Below are 8,053 nucleotides of genomic sequence, written 5' to 3' on the forward strand. Positions count from 1 at the left end.
CAGCGGTTCTTCCTCTATGGATAATGCGTTTTCTTCGGCGCGTAGCTTGCCGGATCGAAATCGAGTTCCTTCGGCAGCGGCTGGCTCGAGCATTGCAGGTGCATCTGGCGGGCAAGAAGCCGTCGCTGCTGGTGCTCATGCTCCTTGACCGCCGCCACCATCCCCATGCTGTAAGGGCCAAGAAGCACGCCGAACCCCCAGCCGGGATGGTCCTTCTCGCGCTGGGCGTAGTCCGATGCCGCGGCGCGGGCTTGCTGGCATTCCGGCGATGCCCATTTCGGATCCTGCTGCGACAGCGAAGCGCCATTATCGGCGGCAGAGGACACGCATCCCGCCGCTGCCGCGCAGAGCGCAACGAGCACCGCAATTCTCATCGTTTGAGTCCCTGCTAATTCAAGGCGGAGAGAACACAGAACGCTCCTTCGCACAAGCGAGATAGCGGCGAAAAGTAACGGGCAGGGCGCGACAGCCGCCATCGTCGTCCTTCTGCGCTCCCGAGATTTTTTCAACGTCCCGTTCCGTTTCCGCCCACCATTTCGTCCTTGCTTCCGTCCCAACGAAAAAGGAGAACCGCAATGGCTGGAATGGTCGTCATCTACAAGCAGCCGGCTGACGCCAAGGCGTTCGACAAGCATTATTTCGAGACGCACATACCGCTTGCCAAGAAGATCCCGGGTCTGAGGAAATACGAGGTCAGCCAGGGGCCGATCACGGTGGTGGCCGGACCGTCCGATGTCTACCTGATCGGGACGCTTTATTTTGACGATCTCGAAGCGATGAAGAGGGCTTTCGCAAGCCCGGAGGGAAAGGCGGCCGCCGCGGACCGCCGGCTTTACGCGCCCGATGAATTGGGCATCCAGATGTTCCTCTTCGACAGCAGGGAAGTTTGAGCCCGCGCCGACACAGGACGATCGGCCGCCGAGAATCGCGGCCGCATCGCTGCTTACGTCGACTTTTTCCGCTCGATGTCGATGCGTTTTTGCTCCGCCGCGGCGATCGCGGTTTCCATCACGGCATCCAGATCGGCCATCGCTTCCAGATGGCCGTGATCGACGATCGACTTGCGCAGCATGCGCATGGCCAGCAACGCGTCGTCCAATGCCTGTTCGACGTTTTTGACCATGGCCGGGTCAGCCTTTGCGCCGGCTGCGCTTGTTCGGCGCCGGATCGTCGGCGGCCGGCTTGTCCGGACGATTTGCCATGGCCTTGCGCGCCAGCGCCTCGGCCGCCGACCGGTCCGGATTGCCGGCCGGTATCGTGACCGCGCCGGGCATCGCAGCACCCGGCTGTTCGCCCAAGCCGTTGTCCTCGCGCTCGATTTCCTCGCAAGCCTGATGCCAGTGCTCCTCGTCCTGGCCATTCGCTTCGCCGCTGCGCTGCCAGATCTCATAGGCGCGGCGCTTGATGCGTTCGTATTTGTCGGTTGCCATTGTCCGATCCTCCGTCATCTGTCTTCAAACGCGCGCTGGCCGCGAATGATCCGTGACGGGGACAGGGAATGGATAAGCTTGCGGTTCAGAACCTGCGGCTGAGATAGGCCGATCCGCCGAGGCCAAAGCGCCACTCGGCTTCCACGCCCTTGGTGAGGCCGATCCGGCGACCGGCGAGGATTGCGGCCGGGTCGGCCTCGGAACGGGCGAACTCGAACGGCGGCGCGGTAAGCGAGAGCCCGTTATGCGAACCGTCGATGTCCAGCGCCTGGCAGAGCTTGCCGGGGCCGGAGCAGAGCAGCCGGTCGTCATCCGTTCCGCGCCGCTCGCGCATCGCGGCGATGCCGGATTGCGGCTGGATCGCCCGGATCAGCACGGCGCTGCCCGGCAGGCACACCGCGTTCAAGCACCAATGCAGCCCATAGGAACGATAGACATAGGCGGCGCCGGGCACGCCGTACATCGGCGCGTTGCGCGGCGTGCGGCCGCGAAAGCTGTGCGATGCGGGGTCGTCGGGCCGGTAAGCCTCGGTCTCGACGATGATCCCGCCGACGCCGGCGAGCCCAAGCCTGGCGCCGATCAGCGCGCGCGCGACGATAACCGCGTCGCGGGCGAAGAAATCGGGCCCGACACTAGGCGGCATGGCGATCGGCGTCGTTCGGACAGCTCATCATCGCCGTCCGCTCAGCCCAAAAGATTGCGCGCCGCGCGCATGAAGATCCGCGAGCCGATCGGGATAAGATCATCCGGGAAATCATAGTCGGGGTTGTGCAGGGAAGGGTGCCTTTCGCCGGCGCCGAGGAAGAACATCGCCGACCTCGCATTGTGGCCGAAAATACCGAAATCCTCCGAGGCGCGCATCGGCAGCGCCTCTTCGCTGCGCGCAATGCCTTCCGCGTCGAGCGCGCGCTTGAGATGCTCCACAGCGTCCGGCGCATTGACGCTGGCGAGGAAGATTTCGTGATAGTCGAAACGAACGGCAAGGCCGTGCCTAGCGGCGATTTTTGCCGCGAGCGCCTCCGCGGCGGCGACCTGCTCGGCCATGCGCTCGTCGCGGCGGGTGCGCAGCGTCGCCCACACTTCGGCATAGCCGGGCGCTATGCCGAACACGGCTTCGCCCATCGCGCAATGGGTGACGGTCACCATGCCGAAATCCTCGTCGGTGAAGGTCCCGCGCCCGAGCGCGGGCAGCGCCGGCATCAGCTCGCTCACCGCTGGCATCGGCGAGATGCCGGTTTCCGGCATCGAGGAATGCGCCGTCTTGCCCTCGAGCATGATGCGCATGCCGCGTGAGGCGCAGTTGACGGTGCCGGCCTTCAGCCGCACCTCGCCGAACGGCACGCCCGGCAGGTTGTGCAGCGAAAACGCAAAATCAGGCTGGATCTCGCCAAAGCGTGGATCGGCGACGACCCCGGCCGCGCCGTTGCCGGTTTCCTCCGCCGGCTGGAACATCAAGACGACGCGGCCGCGCGCCGGTCTTTCGCGTCCGAATTGGCGGCCGAGCGCGGCCAGGATCGCGGTGTGCCCGTCATGCCCGCACATATGCGACTTGCCCGGCACCTCGGAGGCATGGGCGACGCCCGAAAGCTCCGCGATCGGCAGCGCGTCGAGCTCCGAGCGGAACAGCACCGTCGGTCCGACCTGTCCGCTGTCATAGACCGCCGCGACGCCGTGGCCGCCGAGCCCGGTCAGCACCTGGTCCGGCCCGGTATCGGCGAGGAAATTCACCACCTCCTTCGCGGTCCTTTCCTCCTCATTCGAGATTTCCGGCTGCCGGTGCAGCTTGCGCCGCCATTCGGTGAGCTCGACGATGTCTCGATTGGTCAGGGTCATGCGTTGGGGCTCCGATGGGTTTTTCAGGTCACACAAACACGATAGGTTTTTTCTCGCGCCGTGCCATGCCGATCAATTCGGATAGGCCATCGGCCTCCGCGAAATCAATGCCGCTATCTCCCCGCCTTCACCTGCGGCAGGTCGCGGCTGATCGGACGAAGGCGACGCTCGTCCTGTCCACCCGCAACGCTCCGCAAAAGTTCAGAACCGTTGCCCGATGGTCCCGTCTTGATAGGGAGCCGTCGCGCGGCTTTCTTTTAGCTCCCGGCATCGGCCAGACTCAATCAAGAAATGCCACGTAAACCGCTGAAATCCTTAACACGATTTTCATTCCGCTCGCCTACCCATTAGAGACATGAAAAGGCATGACGAGCGGCTGGTGTCGGGTCCCTCATCCGAGGGAAGGAGCGAAGCCGTGGAAGCCGGCATCCTGCGCGACCAGCTTGCGGATCTGAGCAAGGGCGTCTTCATCTCGATGCCGATCGGCACGGTGCTCTCGGCCTTGATCCTGGCGGTGCAGCTCTTGTCGGGGGGCGGCCTTGCCGCGGTGCTGTGGTTCGTGGCGATCGCGTTGATCAACGGCGCGCGCGTAGCGCTTGCCGTCACCCAATCGGAAGCCGCCGGCGACAACCCGAGGGCGGTGGGCGCTCGGCTTTCGCTTTATGGCCTGATGGCGCTTGCCTCGGGCGTCGCCTGGTCTTTTCTGGCGCTGCTGAGCGACGGATACACGACCAGCCAGGCGCCGCTCTATCTGATCGTGCTCGCCGGCACTTCGGCCGGTTCGGTCACCTACGGCACCTCCTACGCGCCGGCTTCGATCAATTTCATTATCCTGCCGCTCCTCACCGCCGCCGGCTGCGTGCTTGCAAAGGGCGGCGTTGAAAATTACGTGCTCGCCTTCACCGTGCTGCTTTTCCTTGGCGGCATGGTCAGGAGCGCGCTGCTCGGGCAATTCCGCTTCCGCGAGACGAGCCGGCTCAAATACGAGGCGCGCGAATTCGCCGCCGAGATGGAGCGCAACTCCAGGCGCGACCCGCTGACGAATCTGCTCAACCGCTATGGGCTGGAGCAGGCGATTGCCAAGCTCGGGCTCTCCGACGGCCCGTTCGTGGCCATGCTGATCGACCTCGACGGCTTCAAATCCGTCAACGACACCTATGGCCACAACATCGGCGACGACCTTTTGGTCAGGGTGGCGCGCCGGATCGAGGACCACGCTCCGCAAGGTGCCACGATCGCGCGCATCGGCGGCGACGAGTTCGTGCTGCTTTTCTCCGCCGGCAGGTCGCAGCAAGCGGCCGGCGAGCTTGCATCCGCCATCATCGCTGCCATCGCCAATCCGGATCCGGAGTTGAATTCGGTGCGCGTCGGCGCCTCGATCGGCATCTACCAATCGGAAAAGCCGCGACTGACCGAGATGCTGCTCAAGGCGGATTTCGCGCTCTATGCCGCCAAGCGCGGCGGTAGGAACGAATATTGTCTCTTCGACGCCGGGCTGGACGCCGCGCTGGAACGCAAGAATTGCATCGAGCGCGACCTGCGCGGCGCCATCGAAACCGGCACGCTCTGCTCCTGGTTCCAGCCTTTGGTGCGGCTCGATACCAACGCGGTGGTCGGTTTCGAGGCGCTGCTGCGCTGGCACCATGATGTCCATGGCGCCATCTCGCCACCCGAGATCGTCACTGCCGCGCGCGAAACCGGGCTGCTTTCGCTTCTGACCGAGACGGTGTTCTTCAATTGCTGCGCCATCATCGCAGAGCTCGTGAAGCATGGGCGCCGCGATGTTCGCGTCGCGATGAACCTCTCGCCGCGCGAGCTCGAGGCCGGCAATGTCGACGACATGATCCTCGACGGCCTGAAGGCCAAGGACGTGCCTGCCGCGATGCTCGAGATCGAGATCACCGAGGAGGCGCCGGTCGACCGCGACCGGGTCGACGAAAAGGTCGGGCGTCTGGCGGATGCGGGCATATCGATCGTGCTCGACGATTTCGGCACCGGCTTCTCGACCCTGGTTTCACTCAAGGACAGCCGCATCCGCAAGATCAAGATCGACAAGGATTTCGTGCGCGACCTGGCGAAATCCCTCGAGGACCAGGCCGTGGTCGAGGCGGTGATCGGCCTCGGCCGGACGCTGGGCATCGAGGTGATGGCCGAGGGGGTCGAGACCGACGCCGACCGTATGATCCTGCGCTCGCTGGGCTGCGTGATTGGGCAAGGCTATCTTTTCTCGGCCGCGCTCCCCCTGGGCGATGCGCTCGCCTTCGACGCGACCGGTAGTTCCGCCACCGAGGCCCTTTTCGAGCCACGGCGCACGCCCAAGAGCGGCAGCGCCGCCTGATTGGCCACCGCCAAGGGCATTCATTGACTTGGCGGGCAACCGGCGTCGGAAGGACAGGGTAGCCGCGGCCAGCGTGAAACCTTTTGATTTTTGGGCCGTTGTGGCGCGATGTCCCCGGCCAAGCACAAACCGAAACCGGCCGACAGCGCCACGCAGCGCGGTGCAAGCAAGCCGCGTTCGGCGCCGCCGCGCCAGGACAAGCCGCGCCAGTCGGAACCGCGTGGCGCCACTAAGTCGCGCGCCGAGAGGCCGCGGGAAGACACACGGCACGAAGACCGGCTGAAAGACGACAAGGCGCAGCAACGCAAGCCGCAGGCCGGCGAGGCCGAAGAAAAGGCATCCGCCGATGCCGCGCCGGAAGCCATCGGCCATGCCGGGTCGCCGCCGCCCGAGGCGATCGAGCCGGATCCCGAGCTTTCTCCCGAGGAGGCCGTGCGGGCGCGCAAGAGATATCTGCTGCGGCGCTTCTGGATCAGCGGGCGCGGCTATTGGGGTTTGCGCGGCGACAGGCTTGCCTGGCCGCTGACGATCGGACTGCTCACGCTGATCTGCGTCAATGTCGGCTTCCAATACGGCATCAACCGCTGGAACCGCGCGATCTTCGACGCCATCGAGCTGCGCGACGCGCACACCGTCTACTGGTTGAGCGCCGTCTTCCTGCCGCTGGTCGCCGGCAGCATCAGCCTGGTGGTCGCGCAAGTGTACCTGCGCATGACCATGCAGCGCCGCTGGCGCTCCTGGCTGACCACGGCCGTCGTCCAGCGCTGGCTGGCCAGCGGCCGCTACTACCAGCTCAACCTCGTCAAGGGCGACCATGCCAACCCGGAGGCCCGCCTGACCGAGGATCTGCGCATCGCCACCGAATCACCGGTCGACTTCATCGCCGGCGTCCTCAACGCCTTCCTGTCGGCCTCGACCTTCATCGTGGTGCTATGGACGATCGGCGGCGCGCTGAGCTTTTCGCTGGGCGGTTCCACCATCACCGTGCCCGGCTTCCTCGTCGTCACCGCGGTCATCTACGCGGCGATCACCTCGACCTCGATGTTCGCCATCGGCCGCCGCTTCGTCCAGCTTTCCGAGGACAAGAACCAGGCCGAGGCCGAGTTCCGCTACGTGCTGACGCGCGTGCGCGAGAATGGCGAGAGCATCGCGCTGCTCGGCGGCGAGGAGGAGGAGAACGCCGGCATCGACCGCACCTTCGCCGGCGTGCTCGGCCGCTGGGCGCGGCTCACCGGCCAGCACATGCGCACGGCACTGGTCTCGCAAGGCTCCAGCCTGTTCGCGCCGGTGGTGCCGGTGCTTCTATGCGCGCCGAAATTCCTCGACGGCTCGATGACGCTGGGCCAGGTGATGCAGGCGGCCTCCGCCTTCGCCATCGTGCAGGGCGCCTTCGGCTGGCTGGTCGACAACTATCCGCGCCTGGCCGACTGGAACGCCTCGGCCCACCGCATCGCCTCGCTGATGATGTCGCTGGACGGGCTGGAGCGCGCCGAGGAGAACGACAAGCTGGGCCGCATCCAGCGCGGCGAGACCGCAGACGGCGCGATGCTCAGCCTCAACAATGTTTCCGTGACGCTCGACGACGGCACCGCCGTGGTCAAGGAAACCGAGGTGGAGATCGCGCCTGGCGAGCGCGTGCTGGTCTCGGGCGAATCCGGCTCGGGCAAGTCGACGCTGGTGCGGGCCATCGCCGGCCTCTGGCCCTGGGGCAGCGGCAGCGTCGATTTCCACCCGGGCAAGCGCCTCTTCATGCTGCCGCAGCGCCCCTACATCCCGTCCGGCACGCTGCGCCGCGCCACCGCCTATCCCGCCGCCGCCGAGAACTGGAAGACGAAAGAGATCAATGCGGCCCTCGACAAGGTGGGCCTCGGCTATCTGAAGAGCCGGCTGGAGGAAGAGGCGCCTTGGGACCAGACGCTGTCGGGCGGCGAGAAGCAGCGCCTCGCCTTTGCCCGCCTGCTGCTGCACGCGCCGGACATCGTGGTGCTCGACGAGGCGACCTCGGCGCTGGACGAGAAGAGCCAGGACAAGATGATGCGGACGGTGATCAAGGTGCTGCCCCAGGTCACCATCATCAGCGTCGCGCACCGCGCCGAGCTGGAAGCCTTCCACACGCGAAAGATCACGCTGGAGAGGCGCGAGGGCGGGGCGCGGCTGGTGAGCGATGTCGAGCTCGCGCCGAAGAAGCGCGCGCCGGGCTTGCTGCAGCGCGCGCTGTGGGGCAGCGGCGGCGATAAGGGGTAGTGGCACTCTGACGTCGTGCGCAATCGCCGGCGGCGCCCCCCGCACTCCGCCAATCGCCAAGCGCGCCACCTTCGCAAGCCTGGGTTCCCGGCCCCACAAAGTGGGCTACGCTTTGCACATATCTTCTGTGACTGGCGTGACTGATCAGGCCGAAGCTTGATTGCCAGGTGGTTCCCCCAATCCGTCGCTGCTTCGCAGCGCCACCTTT

At 65.7% G+C, this 8,053-nt stretch carries 8 protein-coding genes; 3 read left to right on the top strand and 5 right to left on the bottom strand.

The window, feature by feature from the left end; genetic code table 11:
- Positions 1–14: 14 nt before the first annotated feature.
- Positions 15–374: a hypothetical protein gene (locus LB538_RS17230; RefSeq protein WP_224524662.1), complete on the bottom strand. Its 360-nt coding sequence runs from the start codon at positions 372–374 to the stop codon at positions 15–17.
- A 201-nt stretch (positions 375–575) separates the two neighbouring features.
- Here LB538_RS17230 and LB538_RS17235 point away from each other — a divergent pair, with 201 nt between their 5' ends.
- Positions 576–890 carry an EthD family reductase gene (locus LB538_RS17235; protein ID WP_224524661.1) on the top strand — a complete coding sequence of 105 codons (315 nt, stop codon included), beginning with the start codon at positions 576–578 and terminating at the stop codon, positions 888–890.
- A gap of 53 nt (positions 891–943) precedes the next feature.
- Here LB538_RS17235 and LB538_RS17240 read toward each other — a convergent pair whose 3' ends face one another.
- The 4 genes from LB538_RS17240 to LB538_RS17255 all read right to left on the bottom strand — a co-directional run bounded on the left by LB538_RS17240 (position 944) and on the right by LB538_RS17255 (position 3,263).
- Complete coding sequence (locus tag LB538_RS17240) at positions 944–1,123, bottom strand: hypothetical protein (RefSeq protein ID WP_140847661.1); 180 nt, start codon at positions 1,121–1,123, stop codon at positions 944–946.
- Between the two features lie 7 nt (positions 1,124–1,130).
- Positions 1,131–1,430, bottom strand: coding sequence for a DUF2934 domain-containing protein (locus tag LB538_RS17245; RefSeq protein ID WP_181174971.1), 300 nt, complete (start codon positions 1,428–1,430; stop codon positions 1,131–1,133).
- 85 nt (positions 1,431–1,515) lie between these two features.
- Positions 1,516–2,073: a DNA-3-methyladenine glycosylase gene (locus LB538_RS17250; protein WP_224524660.1), complete on the bottom strand. Its 558-nt coding sequence runs from the start codon at positions 2,071–2,073 to the stop codon at positions 1,516–1,518.
- A gap of 41 nt (positions 2,074–2,114) precedes the next feature.
- Positions 2,115–3,263 carry an amidohydrolase gene (locus tag LB538_RS17255; protein ID WP_224524659.1) on the bottom strand — a complete coding sequence of 383 codons (1,149 nt, stop codon included), beginning with the start codon at positions 3,261–3,263 and terminating at the stop codon, positions 2,115–2,117.
- 415 nt (positions 3,264–3,678) lie between these two features.
- On the opposite strand from LB538_RS17255, the gene LB538_RS17260 reads away from it, so the two are divergent.
- Together LB538_RS17260 and LB538_RS17265 are read left to right on the top strand one after the other, a co-directional pair.
- The gene (locus LB538_RS17260; protein WP_224524658.1) at positions 3,679–5,601 is read left to right on the top strand and encodes a putative bifunctional diguanylate cyclase/phosphodiesterase; all 1,923 of its coding nucleotides are present in this window, start codon (positions 3,679–3,681) and stop codon (positions 5,599–5,601) included.
- A 108-nt stretch (positions 5,602–5,709) separates the two neighbouring features.
- Positions 5,710–7,845, top strand: coding sequence for an ABC transporter ATP-binding protein/permease (locus LB538_RS17265; RefSeq protein ID WP_224524657.1), 2,136 nt, complete (start codon positions 5,710–5,712; stop codon positions 7,843–7,845).
- Positions 7,846–8,053: the final 208 nt, after the last annotated feature.

The organism is Mesorhizobium sp. Ca11 (assembly GCF_020165275.1).
Classification (GTDB): Bacteria; Pseudomonadota; Alphaproteobacteria; order Rhizobiales; family Rhizobiaceae; genus Mesorhizobium.